Source organism: Acidovorax sp. NO-1, assembly GCF_000238595.1.
Taxonomy (GTDB): Bacteria; Pseudomonadota; Gammaproteobacteria; order Burkholderiales; family Burkholderiaceae_C; genus Acidovorax.
Genome location: NZ_AGTS01000044.1, coordinates 20,900 through 46,250 on the forward strand (window position 1 = coordinate 20,900; position 25,351 = coordinate 46,250).

The 25,351-nt window shown below is 65.6% G+C and carries 21 protein-coding genes, 1 tRNA gene and 3 pseudogenes; 13 read left to right on the plus strand and 12 right to left on the minus strand.

Annotated elements, in window-relative coordinates:
- Window positions 1-71: 71 nt before the first annotated feature.
- The 4 genes and pseudogenes from KYG_RS25445 to KYG_RS04255 all read left to right on the plus strand — a co-directional run.
- Window positions 72-488, plus strand: a pseudogene (locus KYG_RS25445) (Orn/Lys/Arg decarboxylase N-terminal domain-containing protein); the annotation flags it as partial.
- Window positions 397-606 carry a DUF6862 domain-containing protein gene (locus KYG_RS25450; RefSeq protein ID WP_369749736.1) on the plus strand — a complete coding sequence of 70 codons (210 nt, stop codon included), beginning with the start codon at window positions 397-399 and terminating at the stop codon, window positions 604-606. The pseudogene KYG_RS25445 and the gene KYG_RS25450, both read left to right, overlap by 92 nt.
- Window positions 510-2,441, plus strand: coding sequence for a lysine decarboxylase (locus KYG_RS04250; protein WP_369749737.1), 1,932 nt, complete (start codon window positions 510-512; stop codon window positions 2,439-2,441). Before KYG_RS25450 ends, KYG_RS04250 begins: the two co-directional genes overlap by 97 nt.
- 173 nt (window positions 2,442-2,614) lie before the next feature.
- Window positions 2,615-3,175 (plus strand): fasciclin domain-containing protein, encoded by a 561-nt coding sequence (locus tag KYG_RS04255; RefSeq protein WP_008903599.1) that lies wholly within the window; start codon window positions 2,615-2,617, stop codon window positions 3,173-3,175.
- Window positions 3,176-3,252: 77 nt separating this feature from the next.
- On the opposite strand, the gene KYG_RS04260 is transcribed toward KYG_RS04255, so the two are convergent.
- Together KYG_RS04260 and fabI are read right to left on the minus strand one after the other, a co-directional pair.
- On the minus strand, window positions 3,253-4,080 hold the full coding sequence (locus KYG_RS04260; RefSeq protein WP_008903600.1) for a DNA ligase: 828 nt from the start codon (window positions 4,078-4,080) through the stop codon (window positions 3,253-3,255).
- Between the two features lie 125 nt (window positions 4,081-4,205).
- On the minus strand, window positions 4,206-5,006 hold the full coding sequence (gene fabI, locus KYG_RS04265; RefSeq protein ID WP_008903601.1) for an enoyl-ACP reductase FabI: 801 nt from the start codon (window positions 5,004-5,006) through the stop codon (window positions 4,206-4,208).
- 115 nt (window positions 5,007-5,121) lie between these two features.
- On the opposite strand from fabI, the gene KYG_RS04270 reads away from it, so the two are divergent.
- The 6 genes from KYG_RS04270 (at window position 5,122) to KYG_RS04295 (ending at window position 11,604) form a co-directional block, all read left to right on the plus strand.
- Window positions 5,122-6,921 (plus strand): extracellular solute-binding protein, encoded by a 1,800-nt coding sequence (locus KYG_RS04270; RefSeq protein WP_008903602.1) that lies wholly within the window; start codon window positions 5,122-5,124, stop codon window positions 6,919-6,921.
- Between the two features lie 110 nt (window positions 6,922-7,031).
- Window positions 7,032-8,063, plus strand: coding sequence for a microcin C ABC transporter permease YejB (locus tag KYG_RS04275; RefSeq protein WP_008903603.1), 1,032 nt, complete (start codon window positions 7,032-7,034; stop codon window positions 8,061-8,063).
- A 9-nt stretch (window positions 8,064-8,072) separates the two neighbouring features.
- A complete protein-coding gene (locus tag KYG_RS04280; RefSeq protein ID WP_008903604.1) occupies window positions 8,073-8,483 on the plus strand; it encodes a nucleotidyltransferase domain-containing protein in 411 nt (136 codons plus the stop codon).
- Window positions 8,473-8,889, plus strand: a complete 417-nt coding sequence (locus KYG_RS04285; protein ID WP_008903605.1) for a DUF86 domain-containing protein — start codon at window positions 8,473-8,475, stop codon at window positions 8,887-8,889. Before KYG_RS04280 ends, KYG_RS04285 begins: the two co-directional genes overlap by 11 nt.
- Window positions 8,890-8,899: 10 nt before the next feature.
- A complete protein-coding gene (locus KYG_RS04290; RefSeq protein WP_008903606.1) occupies window positions 8,900-9,967 on the plus strand; it encodes an ABC transporter permease in 1,068 nt (355 codons plus the stop codon).
- Window positions 9,968-9,981: 14 nt separating this feature from the next.
- The gene (locus tag KYG_RS04295; protein WP_034693094.1) at window positions 9,982-11,604 is read left to right on the plus strand and encodes an ABC transporter ATP-binding protein; all 1,623 of its coding nucleotides are present in this window, start codon (window positions 9,982-9,984) and stop codon (window positions 11,602-11,604) included.
- 125 nt (window positions 11,605-11,729) lie between these two features.
- Here KYG_RS04295 and KYG_RS04300 read toward each other — a convergent pair whose 3' ends face one another.
- From KYG_RS04300 to KYG_RS04315, 5 genes and pseudogenes are all read right to left on the minus strand, one after another.
- Complete coding sequence (locus KYG_RS04300; protein ID WP_008903608.1) at window positions 11,730-12,326, minus strand: lipocalin family protein; 597 nt, start codon at window positions 12,324-12,326, stop codon at window positions 11,730-11,732.
- 165 nt (window positions 12,327-12,491) lie between these two features.
- Complete coding sequence (locus tag KYG_RS25395) at window positions 12,492-14,207, minus strand: hypothetical protein (protein WP_008903609.1); 1,716 nt, start codon at window positions 14,205-14,207, stop codon at window positions 12,492-12,494.
- Between the two features lie 255 nt (window positions 14,208-14,462).
- Window positions 14,463-14,570: pseudogene (locus KYG_RS25020) on the minus strand (transcriptional regulator); the annotation flags it as partial.
- Between the two features lie 45 nt (window positions 14,571-14,615).
- Window positions 14,616-15,245: a glutathione S-transferase family protein gene (locus KYG_RS04310; protein ID WP_008903610.1), complete on the minus strand. Its 630-nt coding sequence runs from the start codon at window positions 15,243-15,245 to the stop codon at window positions 14,616-14,618.
- A 197-nt stretch (window positions 15,246-15,442) separates the two neighbouring features.
- Window positions 15,443-16,528, minus strand: coding sequence for a mechanosensitive ion channel family protein (locus tag KYG_RS04315; RefSeq protein WP_008903611.1), 1,086 nt, complete (start codon window positions 16,526-16,528; stop codon window positions 15,443-15,445).
- Window positions 16,529-16,702: 174 nt separating this feature from the next.
- Between KYG_RS04315 and phaR the strand changes: the two genes are divergently transcribed.
- Complete coding sequence (gene phaR / locus KYG_RS04320) at window positions 16,703-17,263, plus strand: polyhydroxyalkanoate synthesis repressor PhaR (RefSeq protein WP_008903612.1); 561 nt, start codon at window positions 16,703-16,705, stop codon at window positions 17,261-17,263.
- A gap of 171 nt (window positions 17,264-17,434) precedes the next feature.
- Window positions 17,435-18,826 carry a 30S ribosomal protein S12 methylthiotransferase RimO gene (gene rimO, locus KYG_RS04325; RefSeq protein WP_008903613.1) on the plus strand — a complete coding sequence of 464 codons (1,392 nt, stop codon included), beginning with the start codon at window positions 17,435-17,437 and terminating at the stop codon, window positions 18,824-18,826.
- A gap of 138 nt (window positions 18,827-18,964) precedes the next feature.
- On the opposite strand, the gene KYG_RS04330 is transcribed toward rimO, so the two are convergent.
- Window positions 18,965-19,041: transfer RNA gene (locus KYG_RS04330), tRNA-Arg, on the minus strand.
- Window positions 19,042-19,241: 200 nt separating this feature from the next.
- Between KYG_RS04330 and ybaL the strand changes: the two genes are divergently transcribed.
- Window positions 19,242-20,990 (plus strand): YbaL family putative K(+) efflux transporter, encoded by a 1,749-nt coding sequence (ybaL, locus tag KYG_RS04335; RefSeq protein ID WP_008903614.1) that lies wholly within the window; start codon window positions 19,242-19,244, stop codon window positions 20,988-20,990.
- A gap of 165 nt (window positions 20,991-21,155) precedes the next feature.
- Here the strand turns inward: ybaL and KYG_RS04340 are convergent, their stop codons facing one another.
- The 4 genes and pseudogenes from KYG_RS04340 to KYG_RS25025 all read right to left on the minus strand — a co-directional run.
- Window positions 21,156-23,024, minus strand: coding sequence for a M14 family metallopeptidase (locus KYG_RS04340; RefSeq protein ID WP_008903615.1), 1,869 nt, complete (start codon window positions 23,022-23,024; stop codon window positions 21,156-21,158).
- Between the two features lie 155 nt (window positions 23,025-23,179).
- Window positions 23,180-24,262, minus strand: coding sequence for an endonuclease/exonuclease/phosphatase family protein (locus tag KYG_RS04345; RefSeq protein ID WP_034693119.1), 1,083 nt, complete (start codon window positions 24,260-24,262; stop codon window positions 23,180-23,182).
- Between the two features lie 52 nt (window positions 24,263-24,314).
- Window positions 24,315-24,812 (minus strand): nucleoside-diphosphate sugar epimerase, encoded by a 498-nt coding sequence (locus KYG_RS04350; RefSeq protein WP_237707197.1) that lies wholly within the window; start codon window positions 24,810-24,812, stop codon window positions 24,315-24,317.
- A 109-nt stretch (window positions 24,813-24,921) separates the two neighbouring features.
- A pseudogene (locus KYG_RS25025) lies at window positions 24,922-25,351 on the minus strand (RNA helicase); the annotation flags it as partial.

The following is a 25,351-nucleotide window of genomic DNA, read 5'->3' on the forward strand; positions in this document are numbered from 1 at the left end:
ACGTTATTCCTTACACTTCGCGCCTATTTCGTTTTTTGGCCGGGCAGGGCACGGTTGCACGGAGGCTGCGCATGAAGTTTCGCTTTCCCATCATCATCATCGATGAAGACTATCGTTCCGAGAACACGTCGGGCCTCGGTATCCGCGCGCTGGCGCAGGCCATCGAGTCCGAGGGGTTCGAGGTGGTTGGCGTCACCAGCTATGGAGACCTGTCGCAGTTTGCCCAGCAGCAAAGCCGGGCCAGCGCGTTCATCCTGTCGATTGATGATGAAGAGTTCTCCGGTGGCGACGGGCTCGATCCCATCGTTCTGAGCCTGCGCAATTTCATCGGCGAAGTGCGGCGCAAGAACACCGAGGTGCCCATCTATGTGCACGGCGAGACCAAGACCAGCCGCCATTTGCCCAACGACATCCTGCGCGAGTTGCACGGCTTCATCCACATGTTCGAGGACACGCCCGAGTTCGTGGCGCGCCACATCATCCGAGAGGCCAAGAGCTATCTTGAAAGCGTGCAGCCGCCGTTCTTCAAGGCACTGCTCGACTATGCGGAAGACGGCTCGTACAGCTGGCATTGCCCCGGCCACTCCGGCGGCGTGGCGTTTTTGAAGAGCCCCGTGGGCCAGATGTACCACCAGTTCTACGGCGAGAACATGCTGCGCGCCGACGTTTGCAACGCCGTGGAAGAACTCGGCCAGTTGCTGGACCATAACGGCGCCATTGGTGAATCGGAGCGCAACGCCGCGCGCATCTTCAACGCCGACCACTGCTTCTTCGTGACCAATGGCACGAGCACGTCAAACAAGATGGTGTGGCACCATACCGTGGCGCCCGGCGACGTGGTGGTGGTGGACCGCAACTGCCACAAGTCCATCCTGCACAGCATCATCATGACCGGGGCCATTCCCGTGTTCATGAAGCCCACGCGCAACCACTTCGGCATCATCGGCCCAATCCCGCAAAGCGAGTTCGAGCCCAAGGCCATCGAGGCCAAGATCAAGGCCAACCCGCTGCTCAAGGGCGTGGACGCCAAGAAGGTCAAGCCGCGCGTGCTCACGCTCACGCAGAGCACTTACGACGGCGTGCTCTACAACACCGAAACCATCAAGGGCATGCTCGATGGCTACGTGGACAACCTGCACTTTGACGAGGCCTGGCTGCCGCACGCGGCCTTCCACCCGTTCTACGGCAGCTACCACGCCATGGGCAAGAAGCGCACGCGCCCCAAGTATTCGGTGACCTACGCCACGCAGTCCATTCACAAGCTGCTCGCCGGCATCAGCCAGGCATCGCATGTGCTGGTGCAGGATTCGCAGACGGCCAAGCTCGACAGGCACCTCTTCAATGAGGCCTACCTGATGCACACGTCCACCAGCCCGCAGTACAGCATCATCGCCAGCTGCGACGTGGCCGCCGCCATGATGGAGCCGCCCGGCGGCACCGCGCTGGTGGAGGAGAGCCTGCTTGAAGCGCTGGACTTCCGCCGCGCCATGCGCCAGGTGGAAGAAGACTTCGGCAAGAACGACTGGTGGTTCAAGGTCTGGGGCCCGGACAAGCTGGTGGACGAAGGCCTGGGCCGCGCCGAGGACTGGATCATCCGCAGCGATGGCAAGGGCAAGAAGAACGGCAGCAAGTGGCACGGTTTCGGCCAGTTGGCCGACGGCTTCAACATGCTGGACCCTATCAAGTCCACCATCGTCACGCCGGGCCTGAACCTGGATGGCAAGTTCGACAAGACCGGCATTCCCGCGTCCATCGTCACCAAGTACCTGGCCGAACACGGCGTGGTGGTGGAAAAGACCGGTCTGTACAGCTTCTTCATCATGTTCACCATCGGCATCACCAAGGGCCGGTGGAACACGCTGCTGACTGCGCTGCAGCAGTTCAAGGACGACTACGAGAAGAACCAGCCCATGTGGCGCATCCTTCCGGAGTTCTGCCAGCAGCACAAGCGCTATGAGCGCATGGGTCTCAAGGACCTTTGCCAGCACGTGCATGAGATGTACGCCAAGTACGACATTGCGCGCCTGACGACCGAGATGTACCTGTCGGACCTGACGCCCGCCATGAAGCCCTCGGACGCCTACGCGCACATCGCCCACCGCCAGACCGAGCGCGTGGAGATCGACGACCTGGAAGGCCGTATCACCGTGGGCCTGGTCACGCCCTACCCACCAGGCATTCCACTCTTGATCCCGGGCGAGGTGTTCAACAAGAAGATCGTGGACTACCTCAAGTTCGCGCGTGAGTTTGCCAAGCTGTGCCCCGGCTTCGAGACCGACATCCACGGCTTGGTGGAAGTGGAAGACGAAAACGGGCAGGTGCGCTACTACGCCGACTGCGTGGCCGACGGCAAACCCTCCCGCAAGAACCCCAAGCCCCTGGCCACGGCCGAGAACCTGGTGCAGGTAGGGGATGACGGACCTTACGGCCGCAACGTATAACTACCGTCTTGGTGCGGGTGTCTGCACCTGCACACCAAAAATCGCTCCCCGGCTTGACTGGCGGAGCGATTTTTTCATGGGCTTGAATCCGCTGCAGTGGTGCTGCCGTATTGACTGTCAGCCGCGTGATTGTCATGCGGTGACTGTCTTCACACCACCCTCAGGAGATCTTCATGACCCTTCGATTCAACGCCCGCCTTGCCACCATCGCTCTTGCAGCTGCCCTGGGGGCTGCCGCAATGCCTGCCATGGCCCAGGTCATGGTGGGCGGTGCGCCCATGCTGGCCAGCAAGGACATCATCGACAACGCTGTGAACTCCAAAGACCACACCACCCTGGTGGCGGCGGTCAAGGCGGCCGGCCTGGTCGAGACGCTCAAGGGCGCAGGCCCGTTCACCGTTTTTGCGCCCACCAATGCCGCATTTGCCGCATTGCCTGCAGGCACGGTAGACACGCTGCTCAAGCCCGAGAGCAAGCCCACGCTGACCAAGGTGCTCACCTACCACGTGGTGGCAGGCAAGTATGACGCCGCTGCGCTGTCCAAGATGATTGCCGACGGCAAAGGCATGGCCAGCATCAAGACCGTGGCGGGCGGAAAGCTCACGGCCAAGGCCAACGGCAACGCCATCATGGTGACGGATGAAAAGGGCGGTACAGCCACGGTGACGATTGCCGATGTGTACCAGTCCAACGGCGTGATCCACGTGGTAGACAAGGTCCTGTTGCCCAACTGATGAGCGGTGCAGCCTGCCTGCCGCAAAGCCGCCGGGCCACCGCGTTCGGCGTCGGGCAGGCGCCAGTGCTGCAGCCGTCACCGGGCAGGCGGAATGTCCTCGCGCACCCGCACAAAACTCGCAAAGCGCGGCAGGCCGCCGTCGTGCGTGCCGCGAAAGCGGTAGGTCACCCAGCTGCCCACGGGCGGCGGGTCTGCCCGCTGCGCATCACTGAAGCCTGCGCCCAGCCTGAACTGCTGGCCTGAAGGCATCTCCACCAGCAGCGCGCCCATGCGCCCCGCGTGCTTGCCCTTGCCGGGCACATGCGCCACCACGCGGGCCTCGGTGTCCTCGTGGGACTTGACCTTGATGAGATCGTCGCTACGTCCAGCCCGGTACGCCGAGCTACCCTTGTGCAGCATCAGCCCCTCGCCACCAGCCCGTACCGTCTTGTGCAGCAGGGCCTGCAGGGCTGCGTCGTGGGCAATGCGTTGTTGTGGCACGGCCTGTACCCAGGGCTGGTGGATACGCTGCACCAGCGCCTGCAGTGCGGGCAGCCGTTCGTCGAACACGCCGCCGTGCTGCGGCAAGTCAAACACCATGAACCGGATGCCGCGCCAGGCGGTATCTTGGGGTTGCTGTTGGCGCGTGGTGGACTGCGCGGTGCTGAAGCGACCGCGCCCGGCCCACAGTTCGCCGTCCATGGGCGTGGCTGGCCAGCCTGCGGTAAACCATGCCGGGGCCTGCACGGGTTCGCCGCCGCGGGTGCGCAAGGTATGGCCGTCCCAGTAGCCGCGCACGCCGTCGTATTTTTCACTCACCCAGTAGTCCGCCAGCGGCATGCCCGGCCGGTACACGTTGGCCAGGAGCAGGGCGGGCGCGTCTGCCGCCTGCGCCCAGGCCGGTGCAGGCAACAGGGCGGCCAAGGGCAGGGCCCTTGCCAGAACGCTGATGAAGCGTCGGCGGGCCGGAGATGGAGTGCTATAAAATAAATAGCTGATGGCGCTTGATGGATAAGCGCTAGAGCCCATTTTTACGTTAAGTTTGCAGATCAGACCTGGTCGGCCGACAGCCCTGCCGTCTGGCTGAAGCCGCCGTCCACATAGGTGATCTCGGCCGTCATGCCCGACGCCAGGTCCGACAGCAGGAAGGCAGCCACATTGCCCACGTCTTCAATGGTCACGTTGCGGCGCAGGGGCGAGGCATCGGCCACGCGCGACAGCAGCTTGCCAAAGTCCTTGATGCCGCTGGCGGCCAGCGTCTTGATGGGCCCGGCGCTGATGCCGTTGGCGCGGATGCTGCGGCCATCTTCGGTGCGGCCCACAGCCTCGGCCAGGTAGCGCACGCTGGCTTCCAGGCTCGCCTTGGCCAGGCCCATGGTGTTGTAGTTGGGGATGGAACGCAGCGCGCCCAGGTAGCTCAGGGTGAGCAGGGAAGACTTGTCGTTGAGGTAGGGCAGCGCAGCCTTGGCCATGGCAGGGAAGCTGTAGGCGCTGATATCGTGCGCAATGCGGAAGTTCTCGCGCGACAGGCCGTCGAGAAAATTGCCCGCAATCGCCTCGCGCGGGGCAAAACCGATGCTGTGCACAAAGCCGTCAAACTTGGGCCAGGTGGCGGACAGCTCGGCAAACATGCGCTCGATCTGCTCATCGCTCGCCACATCGCAGTCAAAGATCAGCTTGGAGTTGAACTCGGCGGCAAAGTCGGTGATGCGGTCCTTGAAGCGGTCGCCCACGTAGCTGAAAGCCAGCTCGGCACCCTGGTCGTGGCAGGCCTTGGCGATGCCGTAGGCGATGGAGCGGTTGGACAGAACGCCCGTGATGAGCAGCTTTTTGCCGGTCAGAAAACCCATTGTTGTTCTCCTGTGGAATGCGGGGGATATGGCGTTGGCCGAAGCACCGCAGCCGCTTGCGGGGAAATCCCTTAGCCCCTGCGGTGGTGCCTTTGGCGTAGTGCAGAATTGTCGCATGCGGTTTTGGCTGACTTTTTTGCTGATGGGATGTGCGGCGCCGGCCTGGGCCGCCCACGCGTATGCCCTGTGGGGCGAGCCGCGCTACCCCGCCGGGTTTGCGCATTTCGAATACGTGAACCCCAACGCGCCCAAGGGCGGCGAGCTGCGGCTGGTGAGCAACCTGCGCGTTTCCACCTTCGACAAATACAACCCGTTCACCATCAAGGGCAACGCACCGGCGTACCTGTCGTCGTTGATGTTCGATTCGCTGCTGGTGGGCTCCATGGACGAAACGGCCACCGGCTACGGCCTGCTGGCCGAAGATGTGGAGGTGGCTGCCGATGGCCTGTCCGCCACGTTCCGCCTGCGGCCCGAGGCGCGGTTTCACAACGGCAAGCCCGTGCTGGCGCAGGACGTGAAGCACAGCTACGACACGCTGGTGGGGCCCTTCACCTCGCCCGCCTACAAGACATTGCTGATCGAGGTGGCAGGTGTCGATGTGATCAATGACCGCACCGTGCGCTACCGCTTCAAGCTGCCCAACCGCGAGCTGCCGCTGACCGTAGGCGGTCTGCCGGTCTTCAGCCGCGACTGGGGCGTCGAGAATGGAAAGGCCAAACCCTTCGACCAGGTGGTGATGGACATTCCCATCGGCAGCGGCCCCTATCGTGTTGGTCCGGTGCGTTTTGGCAAGGACATCACCTATGTGCGCGACCCGCAGTACTGGGCGCGTGACCTGAACGTGCGCAAGGGCACCGCCAATTTCGACTCCATCCTCGTCAAGATCTACAAGGACAACACCGCGCGGCTGGAGGCCCTCAAGGCGGGCGAGTTCGACCTGATGCGTTTCTTCAGCGCGGGCGACTGGGCACGCCGTGTGACGGGCAAGAAGTTCGACACCGGCGAGCTCGTGAAGGGAGAGTTTGCGCACAAGCTGCCCTCGGGCTTTCAGAGCTATGTGCTCAACACCCGCCGGCCGCTGTTGCAGGACGCCCGCGTGCGTGAGGCCCTGGGCCTGGCCATGGACTACGAGTGGATGAACCGCCAGATGTTCTACGGCGCCTACCAGCGGGTGAACGGCCTTTTTGGCAACACCGCGTGCGAGACCAGGGGCTCCCCATCGCCCGAAGAACTGGCCTTGATGGAGCCTTGGCGCAAGCACATTCCGGCTGCCGCCTTCGGCCCCATGACGGTGCCGCCGCGTACCGATGGTGACTCCTCATTGCGCGCCAACCTGCGCCGCGCGCAGGCGCTGCTGAAAGAGGCAGGCTGGGAGGTGCAGGGTGGCGCGCTGCGCAACGCCCAGGGGCAGGCCATGGTGCTCGAATACATGGACAGCAACGAAGGCGGTGTGCGCGTGGTCACGCCGTGGATGCGCAGCCTCGAAAAGCTGGGCATCAGCTTGCGCTTCCGTGCGGTGGACTTCGCGCTGTACCAGCAGCGGCTGCAGAAGTTCGACTTCGACATCACCTCCATGGCCTTCCAGGGCACGCACAACCCGGGCCAGGAGTTCGCCGACCTGTTCGGCAGCCAGGCCGCCGACACTGAGGATTCGGGCAACTTTGCGGGCGTGAAGAACCCTGCCGTGGACGCGCTGATCATGGCCATGACCTCCGCCAAGACCGAGGCGCAACTGCTGCCCGCCTGCCACGCGCTGGAGCGCGTCATCGCGCACAGCCACTACCTGATTCCGCAGTGGACGGCGGGCACGCACCGCATGGCGTACAACGCCTGGCGCCTGTCCCGACCCGCCACGGTGCCGCCGTACTCCAGCGGCGAGGGCTGGGTCATCGATACCTGGTGGTCGAAGCAATGAAGCCCCCACGCTCCACCGTTGCACGGGTCGCTGCCCCCCCAGGGGGCTGGCCTTGCTTGGGGCGGCCCGGCGCGGTGGCCGCTCGCCCTGCAACAAGTTCTTGACAAGCCATGTTCGCCTACATCCTCAAACGCGTGCTGCTCATGCTGCCCACCCTGCTGGGCGTGCTGCTGCTGACCTTCGTGGTGATCCAGTTCGTGCCCGGCGGCCCGGTGGAGCAGTACATGGCCGAGGCCAAGGCCGGCGCGGGCGGGGGGGGCGCAGAGGGCGGCGGGCTCAGCTACCGGGGCGCGCAGGGGGTGGACCCGCAGCGGCTGGAGCAGATCAAGGCGCTTTACGGCTTCGACAAACCCCCGCACGAGCGCTTCCTGCAGATGCTGGGGCAGTTTGCGCGCTTTGACCTGGGCAAGAGCTTCTTCCAGAACAAGGATGTGTGGCAGCTGGTGAAAGAGAAGCTCCCCGTTTCCATCAGCCTGGGGATGTGGACGTTTTTCATCAGCTATCTCGTGGCCGTGCCGCTGGGCGTGGCCAAGGCGGTGCGGGCGGGGTCGCGGTTTGACCTCGTCACCACGCTCATCATCCTGGTGGGCTACGCGATCCCGGGGTTTGTGCTGGGCGTGGCGCTGCTGGTGATTTTTGGCGGGCAACTGCAGTGGTTCCCGCTGCGGGGGCTCACCTCGGCCAACTGGGACGAGCTGAGCTGGGGCGCGCGCATTGTGGACTACCTCTGGCACATCACGCTGCCCGTCACGGCCATGGTGCTGGGCAGCTTTGCGGTGACGGCCATGCTCACCAAGAACGCTTTCCTGGAAGAGATCCGCAAGCAATACGTGCTCACGGCGCGCGCCAAGGGCCTATCGGAGCGCCAGGTGCTCTGGAAGCATGTGTTCCGCAACGCGCTGATTCCCATCATCACCGGCTTTCCGGCGGCGTTCATCGGCGCGTTCTTTGCGGGCTCGCTGCTGATTGAGACGCTGTTCTCGCTCGACGGCCTGGGCCTGCTGAGCTACGAGAGCGTCATCCGGCGCGACTACCCCGTGGTGCTGGGCACGCTGTATCTGTTCACGCTGATCGGGCTGGTGACCAAGCTCGTCAGCGACCTGTGCTACGTGTGGGTGGACCCGCGCGTGAAGTTTGATTGAAGGATACGCATGCGTGTGACCTCCGAAGTAATCGAGCGCACCGTGCGCATGCTGCAGGCGCGACTGCCGGGCCTGCTGGCGGTGTACGGCTTTGGCAGCCGCGTGCAAGGCACGGCGGGGCCGGACAGCGACCTGGACCTGGCCGTGCTGGTGGCTGGCTACGCTGATGTGCTGCTGTTGTGGCAGCTATCCAGTGAACTGGCCGACATCGCGGGCTGCGCCGTGGATCTGCTGGACTTGCGTGCTGCATCCACGGTGATGCAGTACCAGGTCGTCACCCAGGGTGAGCGTTGGTGGACACGGGATGCACAGGCCGCGATGTTCGAGAGCGCCATCCTGAGCGAGAAAACCGCCCTGGACACGGCGCGCGCTGGCCTGCTGGCCGATATTCGAGAGCGAGGGACTGTGTATGGTGGATGACGTGCTGCTGAACAAGGCCGCCACAATAGAGCGCTGCGTATTGCGTGCGCGCGAGGAATATTTCAGCGATCCGACCACTTTCGCCACCAATTTCAGCCGCCAGGATGCCGCCATCCTGAACATCCAGCGCGCCTGCGAGGCCGCGCTGGACATGGGCCAGCACCTGATTCGGCGCGACCGGCTGGGTGTTCCACAAAGTGCGCGCGACGTTTTTGCCCTGCTGGCCCAGGCTGGCCGGATTGAACCACCCCTGGCCGAAGGCTTGCAGCGCATGGTGGGGTTTCGCAACATCGCCGTGCATGACTACCAGAGCCTACAGCTTCCCATTACCATCGCCATCATCGAGAAGCACCTGGATGAGTTTTTGCAGTACAGCAAAGCCATCCTGCTGCGTGATGCCAGATAAGCAGCAGGCCATGGGCTCCCCAACATCTCGCGGTCCAACGGGTGCTGCTCCCGCTTCGCTCTCCCCCTCCCGCCGCGCGTGGCTGCGCTTCAAGCGCAACCGCCTGGGGTACTGGAGCCTGCTCGTCTTCTGCGCCCTGGTGCTGGTCAGCCTGTGCGCCGAGCTGGTCAGCAACGACCGGCCGCTCGTCGTGCGCTACGAGGGTCAAACGTATTTCCCCATGCTCAAGGACTACCCCGAGAAAACCTTTGGCGGAGACTTCGAGACACCCACCGACTACCTCGACCCCTTCATCAAGGAGCGCATCACCGCAGGCAGCAACTGGGCGCTGTACACCCTGAACCCCTACGGCCCCAACACGCTGAACTACTTTGCCAAGGCGCCCAACCCCTCAGCACCAACGGCCGACAACTGGCTGGGTACCGACGACCGGGGGCGCGACCTGCTCGCGCAGCTGCTCTACGGATTTCGCGTGAGCGTGCTGTTTGGCCTGGCGCTCACCGTCACCGGTGTGCTGCTGGGCATGATCACCGGCGCCATCCAGGGCTTCTTCGGCGGCAAGACCGACCTGGCGTTTCAGCGCTTCATCGAAATCTGGGGCTCCATGCCCGAGCTGTACCTGCTCATCATCTTCAGCGCCGTGTTTGCGCCCAGCATTGCACTTCTGCTGGTGCTGCTGAGCCTGTTTGGCTGGATGGGCCTGTCGGACTACGTGCGCGCCGAATTTTTGCGCAACCGCCAGCTTGATTACGTGAAGGCGGCACGCGCGCTCGGGGTGAGCAATACCCAGATCATCTGGCGCCACATCCTGCCCAACAGCCTGACGCCCGTGGTCACCTTTTTGCCGTTCCGCATGAGCGGCGCGATTCTGGCGCTCACCTCGCTCGACTTTCTGGGCCTGGGTGTACCGCCCGGCACGCCCAGCCTGGGCGAGCTTTTGAGCCAGGGCAAGAACAGCATTGATGCGTGGTGGATCTCGCTGTCCACCTTTGCGGTGCTGGTCACCACCTTGTTGCTGCTGACCTTCATGGGCGACGCCCTGCGCGACGCGCTCGATCCGCGAAAGGCCGACCAGTGAACCCTTCATCGGCCATGACGACCCCTTTGTTGCAGGTTCTGGACCTTCACGTTCGCTTTGGCGCCAAAGAGGTGGTGCGGGGCGTGAGCTTTGACATCGCCGCCGGTGAAAAGCTTGCGCTGGTGGGGGAATCCGGCTCGGGCAAGACCATCACGGCCCTGAGCCTGCTGCGCCTGGCGGGCAATGCCGTCATCACCGGGCAGGCCACGCTGCAGGGCCGCGGCGACCTGCTGGCGCTGACCGAGCGCGAGATGCGCGGCGTGCGCGGTGGCGACATTGCCATGGTGTTCCAGGAGCCCATGACCGCGCTCAACCCGCTGATGACCATTGGCATGCAGATCGCCGAGATCCTGCAGCTTAAAAAAGGCCTGACAGGCGCCCAGTGTGCGCAGGCCGCCATCGAGCTGCTGGCGCAGACCGGTATCCCCGAGCCCGCGCGGCGAGCCAACAGCTTTCCGCACCAGCTCAGCGGCGGGCAGCGCCAGCGCGCCATGATTGCCATGGCCCTGGCCAGTGCGCCCCGGCTGCTGCTGGCCGACGAGCCCACCACGGCGCTGGATGTCACCCTGCGCGGGCAGATCCTGGACCTGCTGACCGACCTGCAGCGCCAGAACGGCATGGCCGTGCTGCTCATCACGCACGACCTGAATCTGGTGCGCCGCTTTGCCGACCGCGTGGCCGTGATGGAGCAGGGCGTGCTGGTAGAGCAGGGCCCCGTGGCTGACGTGTTTGGCAACCCGCAGCACGCCTACACCCGCCGCCTGATCGCCAGCCTGCCGCGCCGCGACGTGCTGGAGGCCGACCCGCCCGCGGGCGCTGCGCCCGTGGTTCACACCCAGGACCTGCGCGTGGTGTACCCCACGCCGTTGCCGGGCATCAAGGGCTGGTTCAAGAAGGGCGAGTTTGTGGCCGTGCAGGGCGCGGCGCTGCAGCTGCTGCCCGGCCGCACGCTGGGGGTGGTGGGCGAATCGGGCTCGGGCAAGTCCACACTGGCGCAGGCCATTCTGGGTTTGCTGCCGTACGCGGGGCAGTTGCAGGTGGGCGGGCAGGCCTGGCAGCAGCCAGCCACGCGCAACACCCCGGCCAACCAGCAGCTGCGCCGCAGGGTGCAGGTGGTGTTTCAAGACCCGTTTTCGTCGCTGTCCCCGCGCCTCACGGTGGAAGAGATTGTGGGCGAGGGCCTGAAGGTGCACGAGCCCACTTTGGGTATAGCCGAGCGGCGTGCACGGGTGGAAGCCGCCCTGCAGGAGGTGGGACTGGCCGAGGCGCAATACCCGCGCCTGCTGGAGCGCTACCCGCACGAATTCTCGGGTGGCCAGCGCCAGCGCCTGGCCATTGCACGTGCCCTCATCGTGCAGCCCCAGGTGCTGGTGCTGGACGAGCCCACCAGCGCCCTGGACGTGACCATCCAGCAGCAGGTGCTGGGCCTGCTGCAGCGCCTGCAAAAAGAAAAGGGCCTGAGCTACCTGCTCATCACGCATGACGTGGATGTAATCCGCGCCATGGCGCACGACGTACTGGTGATGAAAGACGGCAATGTGCTGGAGGCGGGCAGCGTGCAGCAGGTGCTGGATGCGCCGCAACACCCCTACACCCAGCGCCTGGTGGCTGCGGCCACGGTGCCGTCCGACGACTGAGTTTTGTGTAAAAACGGGCTCTTGCGCTTGATGGTAAAGCGCGAGCAGCTATTAAAATTGTAGCGAAAGAACAGACGCGTGTGTTGCCCCGGTGCCCGCACGGCGGCGGTGGCAGGGTAGCGGCTTTACGTCAACACGGCGCGCCGTGCGTGCTGTTCACCCGCCGGAGGCGCCCAGCGGATCTTGCTCACATCCACGCCCATCGCCTGGGCGCGTTCCATCAGGTGTTCGCGCACATGGTGCGGCACGGTGGGGGTGCGCGACAGAATCCACAGGTAGTCCTTGCTGGAGCCCACCACCATCGCCCACTGGTAGTTCTCGTCCAGCGCCACCACGTTGTAGCCGCCGTAGAACGGGCCGAAGAAAGACACCTTCAGCGCGGCGCGGGTCGGGTCATCCACAAAGCGTGCGGTGCCCTCAGCCTCCTTCCAGGCCTTGCGCACCGGGTCGTAGCCGCGGTTGACCACCTTGATGGTGTCGTCGGCGTTGCGGGTATAGGTGGCGCTGGTCTGCGTCAGGCCACGCTCGAACGAATTCTCGATGCGGGCCACCTCGTGCCAGTAGCCTGCGTAGCGGTCCACGTCAAAGCCGCGCACCGGCTGGATGCCTTCGGGCGTGCGTGGCGTTGAGCAGGCCGACAGCGCCAGCACCGCCATCAGCGCGACCGCGCCCATCAGCAGCGGCCAGGGCGAATGGCGAAGGGGTGGGCTGTAAGTGCGCATGGGGTCTTCTCCAATGGTCTGGCGCGCTCAGTGCGGGGGTAAAAGCGCGGCGTGTTGTGGTTGGGGGCTGCACGGTGTGCTGCCTTGCTCTCTGCCGGTGACTGTAGGCAGCGCGCCTGCCGCCCGGTGTAGGAGCACGCTGGCAGCGCCTGTCGGCCGCGCAGGTCAGATGCCAAACACCTTCAGCACCGAATCGCCCACGCCCCGCAGCCACCGCGCTGCGCCGCTACCGTGCGGGGCGGCGTGTGGCATTTCGCCATACACATAAAACCCCGCATCGCCCTGAAAGCTGTCGTGCAGCAACGCCTGCTTGCCCCGCACATAGGCCACAAAGGTTTCAGACCGGCGGGTGGAATACGCCAGATTGGCGTTGAACCCGATGGTGGCGGCCTGGCTGATACTGCGCCCGCTGTGGGCAGGCTCCACCCGTACCCCCCGGCTGCCCTGCACGATGAGCTGCGCGGGCCCATGAAACGCCAGGTAGCGCAGCTGCAGCGTCAGCCATGCGTGCAGCGTGCCCAGCCGCCAGTGCGAGGTGATGCGCACCGGCTGGCCCCGCTGCTGCAGCACGCCCACCAGGTTGTGCGGCTGCATCACCAGCGCGGCGCCCGCAGGCAGCACCAGCAGGCCGATTTCGCTGTGCGCATCCTGCGTGGAAGACACCACAAAACTCGCTGGCGCCGTGGTGCGGATGCGCGTGAGTGCCACCATGCCCGATGCCAGGCTGGTCAGCGGGTACTGCGGGTTCAGCAGCCAGCAGGTGTCGGTATGGCCTGCCACCGATGCGCTTTGCAGGAAGTCGGGGTGCAGCAGCAGCTCATGCCTGGCATCCACCGTCACCTCCAGCGACACGGCCGACTGGTGGGGCTGCAGCGCCAGCGCACCCAGGCTGTCTGGCAGCAGCCGGATGGGTGGGCACCGCGCCGCACGCGGTGCCAGCACAAAGTAGAACAGCGCCTTGATAGCCAGCGGCGCCACCATGGCCCCCAGCAGGATGAGCAGCGCCGTGGGCATCACGGCCATCAGCGGCAGCGACAGCCGGTAAAACCAGTTGCCCTGCCGCAGCGCCTGCAGCGCCGCCTGCCGCTCGCGCAGCGGTGCCAGCAGCGCGCCGGTATCGGCCAGCGGCGGGGCAAATGCCGCCAGCGGCGGCAGCAGCTCATCGGCCTGGGCAATCGCCTGCTGGCGCTCGTAGTCCTGCGCCGCGCGCCGGTTCTCGGCCAGCAGCTGATCCTGCAGCGCCCGCAGCTGCGCGCACTGCCGGTATTCGGCCGCACCCACACCGCCGACCCCGCCCACCCCCAAACGGCATGCCACGGGGTGGCGCTGCTCCAGGGCCTCGCGCTCGCGTCTGGCCGCCTGCCACTGCGTGTACAGGCCCTCGTGCACCAGGCGCAGCCGCTCCAGCTCGGCGCGGCGCGCCTGGGCCGATTGCGTGGCTTGCAGCCGCAGCCGCAGATCCTGCAGGTGCTTGCGCTCGGCATTCAGCAGAAAAATCTCGGCATCCAGCCGCATGCCGTCGAGCTGGTGCGCCACGATGGGCTGGCCGTGCAGCACCGGGCCCAGGGCGCTGGCCTGCTGGCGCTGCAGCTGCTTGCGCCGCGTTTCCTCGTCCAGTGCGTCGATGCGGTTGGCCAACACATCCAGCGACGCCGAGGCCAGCCCCGCCACGCGGCCCTGACTGGCGGTGGCCAGGCGGGAGAGGTCATTCGCAATGCGCTCGTCGGCCGCCGCCAGCTCCGCCAGCTCGGCCTGCGACGCCCGGTAGCCCTGCCACTGCGCCCACCCCCAATGGCCCGCCAGCAGCACCGCACAGATGACCACAAAGGCCATCAGATGGCGCAGCAGGAAGCGGACTAGCGTGGCAACAAGCGTGATCAAGAGCAGGCCTTTCAGAGCGCGGCGGGATGGCGCCAACCGCCAGCACACCCGCACCGGTGCCCAGCCTATCACCCACCACGCTGCGGGTGCAGAGGCTGAATACGGAGTGAAAATATGTATAAAAAGTGCCGCAAGCGCTTATTGGTAAAGCGCGAGTAGCTATCCAAATAATAGCGTTTCGTGTAACCCGGCGCAGCAGGTGCCACGGCCCGTCAGCCTGCACCATTGCCCCCGGGCTGCGCAGCGTCGCCATGTAACCGCCTGTTCCACGATGCACCCTGGGCTCTCCGCCCGGTTGCCCACCGCCAGCAGCGTGGGCGCGCCCAGCGCCTCGTGGATGTCGCGCAACGTGATGTGTGCCAGAGCAGCGCGTGGAGGACGTGGAAAGGCGCACTGGCATATCCAAGACTAGCTTCGTGGCATCGCCTCGAAATCGCTCAGAGCGGCGGCGCGGAAGGCTGGCAGCGCTTCGCAGTGTTCGGCCAGTGTGATCAGGGCGGCGTGGGCGGACGGTGACAGCACTTCATTCATCCGATCCCGCATGTACCAGACCAGCGTCGTGATCATGACATCAGCGTGGGTGAGTGCCACCCCGCAGGCATAAGGTTTGGCAAGGCGGTTGGTCAGTTCGTCGAGACCGGCGCGTGCCTGGCCAAGGCAGCGATCAACCCAGACGGAGCTGCGGTGTTCGGGGGGATGGAAGTGCCTCTCGTACACCACAGCCGCGACCTTTTCGAGGGTACCTTGAGCCAGTGCCGTCATCTGCAGAACGCGCCGGCGTTGGGTGCCGGAGCCGGGAATCAGCGCCGCGTCGCCCACCTGCTCATCGAGATGATCCAGGATCGATGCGCTGTCGATCAGCACTTCGCCATCGTCGAGGATGAGGGCCGGGATGCGGGTCAGCGGGCTGATACGCCCGATCGCCTCCGCATCGCCAAAGATGGACCGCGTGTCGCGAGCGAAGGGTATGCCGTAGTGGTGCAGCGCGATGGCGACGCGGCGAGTGACGGGGCTGTCATATTGGCCGACGAGGATCATGGGCAGTCTCAGGTGTGGAAATCTCGAACAACGATCTTCAAGGATCCCGAATGTATACGGCGACAGCCTTCCCATCGGCTGCCGTTGGTGGCGGTAGCTGGTGGCCGATACCAGCCCTCCCCGTTGACCGCCACAAGCTGGCATCAACGAGGGGATCTCACCGGAGGTCAATTTTCCGGCGCCGCATCCAACCCACATTACTGGCCAGGCGCTGACATTGTCGAATGTGAACTTCTGGATGCTGAACCCTGCGCCGGCACGCGCACCTGCGGCAGGCAATCGGGGTACTCGCGTTGAATGAACGTCACCAGCGCTTCACGCACCCTGCAGCGCAGGTCGAACGCGAGGCCCGATGACCGTGCGGAGACCAGCACGCGGATCTGGATGGTGCGCTCGGTCACATCGGTCAGCTGCAGCACGCTCACGCGCTTATCCCACTCGGGCGCGGTTTCCAGCACACGCTGCAGCTCGGCCCGCAGCGGGTCGAGCGGCAGGCGGTAGTCGGCAAACAGGAACACGGTGCCCAGGATTTCGGAGCTGGTGCGTGTCCAGTTTTGAAACGGGTTCTCAATAAACCACTGCAGCGGGATGATCAGGCGCCGCTCGTCCCAGATGCGCAGCACCACGTAGGTGCTGGTGATTTCTTCAACCCGCCCCCACTCGCCTTCGATGATGAGCACGTCGTCAATGCGGATGGGCTGGGCCAGTGCAATCTGCAGGCCTGCAATCATGTTGCTGAACACGGGGCGCGCAGCAATGCCTGCCACGATCCCCACCACCCCGGCGGATGCGAGCAGGCTGGCACCCACCTGCCGGGCCCCCGGAAACGTCATGAGCATGAGCGCGATGCCGGCCATGACCACGCCCGTCATGGCGGTGCGCGAGAGCACGCGGGCCTGGGTGGCGATGCGCCGGGCGGCAAGGTTGTCTTCCACATCGGCCGGGTGCTGGGCGATGACGCCGTTGGCCAGGCCGCCGATGGCCGCAATCAGCAGCCAGCAGGCGCCCGCAATGACCGCCAGGCCGTTGAGGTGGCGCACGCCGCCAATGGCGGGCAGGTCATCGCTGGCGGCCTGCCACACCAGTTGCAGCGCAATCAGCGGCAGCAAGACCCGCATGACAGGTATGCACGCCAGCACCACCCCATGCACCACGGGCAAGGGCGCCGTGGCGCGGCGCAGGATGATGGCCACAATGCGGTGGGCAATGGCCGCCAACGTGATGGCGAACAATGCCACCACGGCCGTGGCGAGCCAGGGGGAGAGCTGCAGGCTTTCAAGCATGGGTGTGAAACGGGGGCAAACGCACACTATCGCATCGCAAAATGCCTGCATCTGTCAGACATCGCGCCGCGCGGCACGCCCGGCGTGGGCAGGGCGGGGCTGGTTTTGCCCATCAGGGTATTCCTTTGCTGGTGGCGGGCCACCCGTTACCTAGAATGTGCTGCACTGCAATACATGGGCTTCCAGCCCGAGGAGTTCGTCGTGTCTGAACAGAAAAGTGCCGCGCCCAAGTCGGCGCAGCGCGTCATCAAGAAGTATCCCAACCGCCGTCTGTACGACACAGACACCTCCACCTACATCACGCTGGCGGAGGTGCGCCAACTGGTGATGGATCATCAGCATGTGGTGGTGCGGGATGCGAAGACGGGCGAAGACCTCACGCGCAGCATCCTGCTGCAGATCATTCTGGAAGAAGAGGCGGGCGGCGCGCCCATGTTCACTGAGGCGGTGCTGGCCAACATCATCCGTTTCTACGGCCACGCCATGCAGGGCTTCATGGGCGCGTATCTGGAGAAAAACGTGCAGGCGTTCACTGATGTGCAGGCCAAGCTGGCCGAGCAGTCGCAAAGCGTCACGCCCGAAATGTGGGCCCAGTTCATGAACCTGCAGTCGCCCATGCTCAAGGGCATGATGGGCAACTATGTGGAGCAGTCGCAGTCGATGCTCACGCAGATGCAGGAGCAGATGCAAAAGCAGACGGAGCAGATGCTGGGCGCGTTCGGACTCAAGAGGTGACCCCCATGAGCAGCCAGCGGCGCCGGCTCCGAGGGGGATGCCGCCAGTGCGGCGAGGCGGCCCTTGCGCGGCGGCCGCTCTCCTTTGCAGTGCCAGATTCTTGCGCCTTGGGAAATCGCCGAGTCGGCCCTGATTACCCCTGCTTTGCCGGAACTGGGACAATACGGGGCTATGAGCGAAGCAATTGCCCCCACAAAAACACCCAAAGTCGGATTCGTCAGCCTGGGCTGCCCCAAGGCGCTGACCGATTCCGAGCTGATCCTCACGCAGCTGAGCGCCGAGGGTTACGAGACCTCCAAGACCTTCCAGGGCGCGGATCTGGTCATCGTCAACACCTGCGGCTTCATTGACGATGCGGTCAAGGAGAGTCTCGACACCATTGGCGAAGCCCTGGCCGAGAACGGCAAGGTCATCGTCACCGGCTGCCTGGGCGCCCGCACGGGCGACGATGGCGGCAACATGGTGCGCCAGATGCACCCCAGCGTGCTGGCCGTGACCGGCCCCCACGCCACACAGGAGGTGATGGACGCCGTCCACCTGAACCTGCCCAAGCCGCACGACCCGTTCATTGATCTGGTGCCGGGCAGCTTTGGTATTGCGGGCATCAAGCTCACGCCCAAGCACTATGCCTACCTCAAGATCAGCGAAGGCTGCAACCACCGCTGCACCTTCTGCATCATCCCCTCGATGCGCGGCGATCTGGTGTCGCGCCCCATCGGTGATGTGCTCAGCGAGGCCAAGGCGCTTTTTGAAGGCGGCGTGAAGGAGTTGCTGGTGATCAGCCAGGACACCTCGGCCTATGGCGTGGACGTGAAATACCGCACCGGTTTCTGGGATGGCAAGCCCGTCAAGACCCGCATGCTGGAGCTGGTGCAGGCCCTGGGCGAGATTGCCGAGCCTTACGGCGCCTGGGTGCGGCTGCATTACGTATACCCGTACCCCAGCGTGGACGAGGTCATACCGCTCATGGCCACCGGCAAGGTGCTGCCATACCTGGACGTGCCCTTCCAGCACAGCCACCCCGACGTCTTGAAGCGCATGAAGCGCCCCGCCAGCGGCGAGCGCAACCTGGAGCGCATCCAGCGCTGGCGCGAGGCCTGCCCCGAGATCGTGATCCGCAGCACCTTTATTGCCGGGTTTCCCGGTGAGACCGAAGAAGAATTCCAGCACCTGCTCGACTTCGTGCGCGAGGCGCAGATCGACCGCGCGGGCTGCTTTGCCTACAGCGATGTGACGGGCGCCGCCGCCAACGAGCTGCCCGGCATGCTGCCGATGGAACTGCGCGAGGAGCGCCGTGCCCGTTTTATGGCCGTGGCCGAAGAGGTGTCCATTGCCCGCCTGCAGCGCCGCGTGGGCGCCACCATGCAGGTGCTGGTGGACCACGCCCCGGCCCTGGGCCGCAAGGGCGGCGTGGGCCGCACCTATGCCGACGCGCCCGAGATCGACGGCACCGTGCAGCTGCTGCCGCCCGAAAAGATCAGCAAGACCCTGAAGGTGGGCGAGTTCACCAAGGCCCGCATCGTGGGCGTGCGCGGGCACGACCTGGTGGCCCAGCCGATCTGATGCGCTGAGGTACGTTCCCGGGAAACCCGGTCGTTGCGACAACGCCGGGGCCGTGCGTTCCGGGGCGGGATAGTGTGGTGCGGGCGAAAAGCCGTGCCCCGCATCGAGGGCGGCGACCGGTTCGGGGCGCTGGGGGACTGGCCTGCCCGGAGGGACTCGAACCCCCGACCTATAGCTTAGAAGGCTATTGCTCTATCCAGTTGAGCTACGGGCAGTAGACAAGGCTTGCGGTGTGTTTCCACTCACCTGGTGTGCGGCGCATTCGCCGTCGCGCTGTAGCGCAGAGCGCGCATCATAACCTGCGCAAGCGGGCCTGCTGTGATGGGTGCACAACGCAGGAGTGGCTGCAGAATGTGGGATGCGGTTATAACGAGGTGACCTGCCCGACACCGCCGTTTTTTCTTCCCTTCACACCATGCCGCACAGCGTCGCGCTCATTCACACCATCGCTGCCGCGCTGGGGCTGGCGTTGGCATTGGGCTTTGTGGCGGCGCGCCTGCGGCTTCCAGCGCTGATCGGCTATCTGCTCGCCGGGGTGGTGCTGGGGCCGTATACGCCGGGGTTTGTGGCAGACGCCGCCATGGCCAGCCAGCTTGCAGAAATCGGGGTGATGCTGCTGATGTTCGGCGTGGGCCTGCACTTTTCATGGGGCGACCTGCTGGCCGTGCGCAAGATTGCGGTGCCGGGGGCGGTGGTGCAGATGATGGTGGCCACCGCGCTCGGGGTGGCGCTGGCCACCTGGTGGGGGTGGGGGTTGGGTGGGGCGCTGGTGTTTGGTCTGTCGCTGTCGGTGGCAAGCACCGTGGTGCTTTTGCGTGCTCTGGAGACACTGGGCATTCTGGACAGCCATACCGGCAGGATTGCGGTGGGCTGGCTGGTGGTGGAAGACCTGGCCATGGTGCTGGTGCTGGTGTTGCTGCCGCCGCTGGCGGGCTGGCTGGAGGGCGGGCAGCAAGATGCGCGCGGGGCGGCTGCAAGCGCCACTGCGTTGTGGCAAACCCTGGGGTGGACGCTGCTGCAGGTGGGCGGCTTCATTTCGCTGATGCTGCTGGTGGGGCGCCGACTGTTTCCGTGGGTGCTCTGGCAGGTGGCGCGCACCGGGTCGCGGGAGCTGTTCACGCTGTGCGTGGTGGCTGCGGCGGTGGGCATTGCGTTCGGGTCTGCCGCACTGTTTGGCGTGTCGTTTGCGCTGGGTGCATTTTTTGCGGGCATGGTGATGCGGGAGTCGGAGTTCAGCCACCGGGCGGCCCAGGAGTCCTTGCCGCTGCGCGACGCTTTTGCGGTGCTGTTCTTTGTGTCGGTGGGAATGCTGTTCAACCCCGCGGTGCTGTGGGACCGGCCGCTGCAGGTGCTGGCGGTCGTGGCCATCATCATGGTGGGCAAGACGGTGGCTGCGGCTGCGCTGGTGCTGGCGTTTCGCTATCCGCTGCACACGGCGCTCACGGTGTCAGCCAGCCTGGCGCAGATCGGAGAGTTTTCGTTCATCCTGGTGGCGCTGGGTGCATCGCTGGGCATGCTGCCCCCCGAGGGTGCGAGCCTGGTGCTGGCGGGCGCCCTGATTTCCATGGCCCTCAACCCCATGCTCTTTCACGCCATCGCCCCGCTGCAGGAGTGGCTGCGCAAGCGTTCGGCGCTGGCGCGGCGGCTGGAGCAGCGCGACGACCCGCTGGCCGAGCTGCCCATGAGCACGGATGCACGGTACCTGGCGCGGCAGGTGGTGCTGGTGGGGTATGGCCGGGTGGGGCGGCGTGTGGCCGCTGCGCTGGCGGCCAACGACATCCCGTTTGTGGTAGCCGAGCAGAACCGCGAGCTGGTGGAGGCTCTGCGGGAATCCGGCATTGCGGCGGTGTTCGGGGATGCCGTGGATCCGGTGGTGTTGATCCAGGCGCACATTGCGCGCGCTGCCATGCTGGTCATCGCCACACCCGACACGCTGAACGTGCAGCAGATCATCACCACGGCCCGCACGCTCAACCCCAGCATCGAAGCGGTTGTGCGCAGCCACAGCGCCGACGAGGCCCGCCGGATCGCACAGGAGTGCGACAGCACGGTGTTTCTGGCCGACGAGGCGCTGGCACAGTCCATGGCCCGCCACGTACTGGAGCGGACCGAGGCGCGCCACCAAAGGCATACGGGCCCCGCATCCCTGCACAGCAGGGTTTGATTTTGAGTGTTTTTGGGCTCTAGCGCTTGATGGATAAGCGCCAGTAGCTATAAATTACATAGCAAATGACGGCTGCGCTTGCTGCCTGTGTGCAAGGGCGCAACGGTGCAACGGTGCATGGGTGCTGGCACGGCACCCGCTGGCGGGCCAGCGGGGCCTTGCCCATCAATCTTCGAAAACAAGTGCCGGTGGCGCCATGACGCGGGCCGTGTGCGCCAGGTCCGCGATCAGGTGGTTGGCGAAATAGCTGTTTTGGGTATCGGGTTCCAGTGCCGCCACGGCCAGGTTGGCGCGGGGCTGGTTCAGGGGCACGTAGAAGCTGCCTGCGGGCATGTCAATGGCGCTGCGCGTCGGCGCCACCTGCACGCGCACGATGCCCTGGCCACCCGCAATCGTGCCGATCACGTCCTGGCGGTCGGCTGTCTCCCGGGCGGTTTCGCGGTAGGTGTCGGCCAGGGCCGAGCCGGGCTCGGCCACGCGCAGTACCTGCAGCCCCAGCAGCTTCAGGCGCTCCACGGCTTCACTGGAGCTTGCCGACAGCCAGTAGCCGCAGGGGCGGGCCCGCGTCTTGGTGGCACGCAAGGTGAGGGAGGAATTCCAGTCCACACGGATGGAGCGGTCTTCACCGGTTTCGGGATCCAGAAAATCGAGCTGGCGCTGCGTGGGGGTTGCAGCAGCTTCCACCACCACCTGGTCACGGCAAGCCTGTGCGCTCACGTCACGCTCCACAAACGAGCGCACCTGCTCCAGGTTGGTGGCACGCTCGGCCGTGCTGCGCAGCGCACTGGTGATGGCGGTCACCTGCGAATGCACCCGGCGCTGGATGTGCATGCGCCCAAGGCCCACGCCGCGCGTTTCCACCAGCAGGCTCACGGTGTTTTTAAGGCCATTCACGTTGCGCCCGGTGTCGGGCTGGGTGCCCCCCATCGAGATGCGCTTGTCATCCGGATTGGTGGAGGTGGTGTAGTACCAGTCGCTCGTGAGGTTCTGGGCCCGGAGCGCCGCCACCATGGGCTGGTGGTACCACTCTTCAGACGCCTTGGTCAGAAACTCGGGGTAGTTGGCCGTGGTGGCGTACTGCAGCAGCGCGTCGTAGCGCTGGATGGCGTTGAACTTCTGCAGGTAGCGGCCGACGGCGGTGTATTCATGGGCGTCCAGCACCAGGATCGGCCGGTAGGTGCTAATCGCTTGGGCCAGCGCGCGGGCTTCGGGTGTATTCAGGAGCAGATGGTCGCGGTTCATGTCCACGCCATTGGCGGTGACACGGGTTCCGGCCGCGGCGCCGTCGGGGTTGGCACGGGGCACGACCACGACGTTGATGCGGTCCAGCAGCGGCTCGAGCAGCCCCTGCACCAGCTCCCGGCTGATGACCAGCAGGGCCTCGCTGCCAGCGGGCTCGTCGCCGTGCTGCTGGCCAATGAGCACCACCGTGGGCCGGCCGCTGGTGTCCAGGTCAGCGGGCTCGGTGCCCGCCGCTCGCGTCGCCAGCAGGCCCAGGATGGGTTCGCCCCGCTGCGACATGCCCAGGTTGAGCAGCCTGGCGCGTGTGCCCCCGCGGGGCGCGGGCTCGGCCAGCGACTGCAGCCACTGGCTGATTTCGGCGTTGGTGGTGAAGGCCCTGCGGTCCGGGCCCAGGCCAGGGGTGCTGTAGGCAGTGGGTGGATCAGGGAACCGGGCTGCCACTGCAGCGCCGTAGGGCGGGGCCATGGGGCCCTGGTCTTGCACCACCAGCGGCGCTGGCGGGGGCAAGGGGCTGGTAACCACAGCCGGGCGTGGGGGCGGGGCCAAAGGTGTCTGGCCCAAGGGCGCCGGCACCACCGTGCCGGGCTGGGCGCGGGGCAGGGGTGCGGGTGCGCCTGTTCTCGCGCCAGGTGTGGAGGGCCACGGGGGCAGGGGTGTGGTGCTGCACGCCGTCAACAGCGCTGCGGCCAGCAGTGCAGAGACCTTCCACGGCAGATTCCGCAGGCGGCCGGGTTTCGGCGCGGCCAGGGATGCGGGTGGGGTTTCGCGGTGAAGATTGGAATGCATGTTCATGGTGGTTGCTGCCATTGGCCAAGGCTGGACTTTGTTACGGCGATGTTACCTGCGCATGCGCGGAGGGCCGTGTCAGCGTACATCCCGTTGCAAACACTTTGCCCCGCTTTGCAGCACCTGTACCGAGGACGTGACCGGAAGCCTGCTTGCTCAGGCTATAGGGGGTTTGCCGAGGGTGGCAGCGGCTGTAGCGGTGCAGGCGGTGGCGGGGGGTCCTGCGGTGGCATCCTGAGGCGTAGCAGCGCGCGCACAAAGCCGTGGTCGGAGCGGGTGCGGTCACGCCCTTCGTGCAGGTGGTCATTGAAATAGTCCACACGCTTCACGTCGCCCAAGCTGTTCCTGCCGTTCTGCACGAACTCCTCGCTCACCAGGATCTGGTCGAGCACGCTGGGGGAACCCTGGTGGATGTGTGAGTACGCCACGTCCTTTTTCAGCGCAGCATCGCCTTGCAGGTCGTAGGCATTGAACAGGGCCACATCGCGCGCCGAGCGGTCATACGCGATCTCGTTGGTGGCGCAGAAGAGTTGCGTGGTGACGCTGTCAGGGGTGTCGTTGAAGTCACCCAGGACCACCAGCGGCATGCTGGTGCGGTGCAGCAGGTCAATCACCAGGCAACGCAGCGCCATGGCCTCTGCACCGCGCATGATCAGCGAGCGCAGCGACGCCAGTGCCATCACTTTGCGGTCATCCCGGTCCTCGGTGGGGTTCCCCTGGGCATCTTGCAGGAACTTGGGCCGCTTGGATTTGAGGTGGGCTGTCAGCACCGTCAGGCTCTGCCCATGTTTCATGCGCAGTGTGACCACCAGCGGGGGGCGTTCGAAATGCGTGTGCAAACCCAGACCGGGCACGTCCACCTGAAAACCCGGCGGGAATTCAGCAAACGACTGCATGGCCTCGACCTTGAGCCTTGTGGCGATGCCCACCCGGGGCGTTCCCTTGGCACCGCCGTGGGTGGCGTCGTTCTCTGCACCAGGTACCGCCACAAAGTCGTAGCGCAGGCCGCTGCGGCCGAGTGCGCCCTTGAGCGCTGCATCGTCCCACACCTCCTGGACCGCCAGCACGTCGGCATTGAGCATGCGAAACCGGTCGCCCAGCCAGGTGAGCTTGCGCTCGAATTCGGTCTGGCTGTAGGGGTCCTGGCTGTCGTAGAAAACGCGGCCCGGATTGGCCAGGTTGAGCACGTTGCAGGTGGCCACCATCAGGGTGGCCAGGGGCTGGGGTGGATCGATGGGGCGCATGGGCCACAGCATCGCACAAGACCATGGTCCGCAACCGGGCCGGGTCGCCGTGTCAGAAAGGCTGGAGGTCGCTGCCCGTCAGAACATGCAGCCCGGCGGGGCGCGTCTGTACGGCGTGCACCAGTGCACGTGCCACGTCGGCGCCGGGGCGGGCGCGGTAGCTGGCGGGAATCACCGGGTTCAGCCATGTAAAGAGCTTGAGGGACAGTGTTTCCGCCGGGCGCGCAGCCTGGTGCAAGCTGCGCCGCTCGCCCATGAGCAGGGAGGGGCGGGCGATCACGAGTGTGGAGAATCCCAGGCCCGCCAGGTCCCGCTCCACCTCTCCCTTCACGCGGTTGTAGAAGATGCGCGAATTCGGATCGGCCCCCATCGCGGTGACCACGCCGCAGCGGGTGGCACCGGCTGCGCGTGCAGCGCGGGCCGTTGCCATCACGGCGTCGTAATCCACTGCACGAAAGGCTGCCTGGCTGCCCGCAACCGCCATGGTGGTGCCAAGCGTGATGTAGACATCGTCTACTGGCGGCAGCAGGGGCAGGGCCGCGAAGTCCACCGCGTGCAGATGCAGCCTGGGGTGGTTCAGCGCAGGCGCCCTTCGCCCCCTGCCATGCAGTACGTGGACGGCCGGGCCCGTTACCGCAGAAGCGGGCGACTTGCGGGTATCAGCGGTTAAAAGAGCCGCGAGGACCGCCTGGCCCACGAGACCCGTTGCCCCGGCCACCACCGCCACCCGCGCCTGATCCACCACCATAACCGCCACCTCCTGAGTTGCGATAACCACCACCGCCACCACCACCACGGCGGCCGCGTTCAGCCATGCTGTCCACGCTGGTGCGCATCGGGTCTGGTTGCCCGCCAGCGCCATGGCTGGAGCTACGGTGGCTCGGGTTGCTGTGGCCCAGGTGTGTACCAAGGTGTGCATTCGCGCGGGGAGGCTGCGCGTCGTCGTAGCGATGTCCACCGCCGCCGCCTTCGGGGCGCGGACCCCGGCTGCGTGCAGGGGCCTGGGGCGCGCCATCACGCGCGCCGCCCCGGCCACCGCCTTGGCCACCACGGCCACCGCCGGCAGGGCCTTGCGCGCTGCGCGGTGCA

Bases quoted from the DNA above. Each gene is read 5' to 3' on its own strand.
- KYG_RS04255 (WP_008903599.1), top strand. From the start codon at position 2,615: ATGACCCTTCGATTCAACGCCCGCCTTGCCACCATCGCTCTTGCAGCT.
- fabI (WP_008903601.1), bottom strand. From the start codon at position 5,006: ATGGGTTTTCTGACCGGCAAAAAGCTGCTCATCACGGGCGTTCTGTCC.
- KYG_RS04270 (WP_008903602.1), top strand. From the start codon at position 5,122: ATGCGGTTTTGGCTGACTTTTTTGCTGATGGGATGTGCGGCGCCGGCC.
- KYG_RS04275 (WP_008903603.1), top strand. From the start codon at position 7,032: ATGTTCGCCTACATCCTCAAACGCGTGCTGCTCATGCTGCCCACCCTG.
- KYG_RS04280 (WP_008903604.1), top strand. From the start codon at position 8,073: ATGCGTGTGACCTCCGAAGTAATCGAGCGCACCGTGCGCATGCTGCAG.
- KYG_RS04285 (WP_008903605.1), top strand. From the start codon at position 8,473: ATGGTGGATGACGTGCTGCTGAACAAGGCCGCCACAATAGAGCGCTGC.
- KYG_RS04290 (WP_008903606.1), top strand. From the start codon at position 8,900: ATGGGCTCCCCAACATCTCGCGGTCCAACGGGTGCTGCTCCCGCTTCG.
- KYG_RS04295 (WP_034693094.1), top strand. From the start codon at position 9,982: ATGACGACCCCTTTGTTGCAGGTTCTGGACCTTCACGTTCGCTTTGGC.
- KYG_RS04300 (WP_008903608.1), bottom strand. From the start codon at position 12,326: ATGCGCACTTACAGCCCACCCCTTCGCCATTCGCCCTGGCCGCTGCTG.
- KYG_RS04310 (WP_008903610.1), bottom strand. From the start codon at position 15,245: ATGATCCTCGTCGGCCAATATGACAGCCCCGTCACTCGCCGCGTCGCC.
- KYG_RS04315 (WP_008903611.1), bottom strand. From the start codon at position 16,528: ATGCTTGAAAGCCTGCAGCTCTCCCCCTGGCTCGCCACGGCCGTGGTG.
- phaR (WP_008903612.1), top strand. From the start codon at position 16,703: ATGGGCTTCCAGCCCGAGGAGTTCGTCGTGTCTGAACAGAAAAGTGCC.
- rimO (WP_008903613.1), top strand. From the start codon at position 17,435: ATGAGCGAAGCAATTGCCCCCACAAAAACACCCAAAGTCGGATTCGTC.
- ybaL (WP_008903614.1), top strand. From the start codon at position 19,242: ATGCCGCACAGCGTCGCGCTCATTCACACCATCGCTGCCGCGCTGGGG.
- KYG_RS04340 (WP_008903615.1), bottom strand. From the start codon at position 23,024: ATGAACATGCATTCCAATCTTCACCGCGAAACCCCACCCGCATCCCTG.
- KYG_RS04345 (WP_034693119.1), bottom strand. From the start codon at position 24,262: ATGCGCCCCATCGATCCACCCCAGCCCCTGGCCACCCTGATGGTGGCC.